We start from the raw sequence: 1,798 nt of genomic DNA, 5'->3' as shown, positions 1-1,798 counted from the left end.
AACTACTAACTAACTCACCCAATTTAAAAATACTATAATAAACCAAGACTCTGAATAATCTCCTTCAAAAATGGAACCATTAGCTGCTGCCGTTGTCGCTATTTCTACTGTGCTCGCCACTAAAGCCCTAGAAAAAACTGGGGAAAATGTCGGGCAAGTTGTTTGGGACCAGACTAACCAGTTTGTAGAATCCCTGAGAAACCAGTCTCCAGATACAGTAATGGCTATCGAGCAAGCCCCAGAGCAAGCACTTGATTATGCCAAGGTGGCATTGGAGGTAGAAGCAGCAGCCAAGCAAAATCCGGAAGTTGCCCAAAGTATCGAGCGTTTAGTGACTACTGTTGATGCTGAAGCTTTGCCTAACTTAGAAGAAATTCTTGAAAAGATTACCAAAGCTTTGGAATCCCATCAGGCTATCCGTGAGAATTACAACCTTGAGAATGTGAAAAACTTTGCCAAAAGGGATATTAATCAAGGTAATACTAATATTGGAAGAGATAGTATTGGAAGAGATAGTATTGGAAGAGATAATATTGGAGGAGATAGTATTGGAAGAGACAAAATAACTAATAATTATAATTGACTGCAGTCGCCTGGGAGGCAGGTTAACCAAACTCGACCTAATCAAGCACCCCCACTACCTCCGTATTATGTCGAGCGCCCGGAAGTAAGCCAAGAACTAAAACAAAAGCTTTTATCCCAAGAAACTGCTAGAGCTGGCACCTTAGTGGTTAGTGCCATCTATGGCTTGGGAGGAATTGGGAAATCCACCTTAGCTGCAGCTTTAGCCCATGACGAGGAGGTTCAATCCCATTTTACCGATGGGATTTTTTGGGCAACTTTAGGTCAGCAACCTGATATCTTATCTTTTCTAAGTACGTGGATACAGGCATTAGGAGATTATGACTTCAAACCGATTAATATTGATAGCGCTTCTTTACAACTAAGAACGTTATTATCCGATAAAAAAGCCTTGCTAGTGGTGGATGATGTTTGGCATCCTGACCATGTTGAACCCTTTCGAGTAGCAGGGGATCGCTGTCGGGTTTTAGTCACTACCAGAGAAGCTCCGGTTAAAGGTGCGATTCGCTATGATTTAGACGTGATGACTCTAAATCAATCCTTGGAGTTATTAACCGGTTGTTTCCACAACCAGTTAACTAATCAAGAACTCGACTATGCTGAAACCTTAGCCAAAACTGTCGGCTACTTACCCCTAGCTTTAGAATTAGCTGCTGCCCAAGTTAGGGATGGATTCTGTTGGGAAGAGTTACTGGATGAGTTACAAGCAGAAATTGCTAGTTTAGAAGCCTTGGATCGATGGGAAGCAGAAGAAGAACCAAGTGACGCTAAGCGCAAAAACTACAGTCTAGTCGCTTCGTTTAATCTCAGTTTAAAGCGATTATCTGCCGAGAGATTGAAACAATTTGCTTGGTTAGGGGTACTGCCGGAGGATGTCACTATTACTGAAACCATGGCCACAACGTTATGGAAATGTAATTCATTTCAAGCTAAAAAGACTTTACGATACTTACGACAAAAAGCGTTATTACTACCAGGAGTCTCTAGTACCCAAAAAACTAACTATCGCCTCCATGACCTGTTACATGATTTAGCCCGTAATCTGCTGCAACCAGAGCTAGGATTATCAATTACAGAAGCCCATCAGCAATTATTAGAACGTTATCAAACTAAGACCGAAAAGGGATTATGGCATACATTGCCCGATGATGGTTATATCTATAGCCACTTAACCTGGCACCTAGAGAAAGCTGAAAAGATAGATCAAATTCATCAA

General features: G+C 41.5%; 2 protein-coding genes. Both read left to right on the top strand.

Annotated elements, in window-relative coordinates; genetic code table 11:
* Positions 1-70: 70 nt before the first annotated feature.
* Positions 71-583 carry a hypothetical protein gene (locus tag F6K37_RS40750; protein WP_287256992.1) on the top strand — a complete coding sequence of 171 codons (513 nt, stop codon included), beginning with the start codon at positions 71-73 and terminating at the stop codon, positions 581-583.
* The coding region (locus tag F6K37_RS40745; RefSeq protein WP_287256993.1) for an NB-ARC domain-containing protein at positions 584-1,798 on the top strand (1,215 nt) is incomplete at its 3' end. It lies immediately after the preceding gene.

Origin of the sequence: Moorena sp. SIO4E2 (genome assembly GCF_010671945.1) — a bacterium.
In the GTDB taxonomy this organism is placed as follows: domain Bacteria; phylum Cyanobacteriota; class Cyanobacteriia; order Cyanobacteriales; family Coleofasciculaceae; genus Moorena; species Moorena producens.
Note: the sequence above shows the minus strand (reverse complement) of the source record. Positions and strands in the feature narration are given on the sequence as shown.

Coding starts and splice junctions, on each gene's coding strand:
- F6K37_RS40750 (WP_287256992.1), top strand. CDS start 71: ATGGAACCATTAGCTGCTGCCGTTGTCGCTATTTCTACTGTGCTCGCC.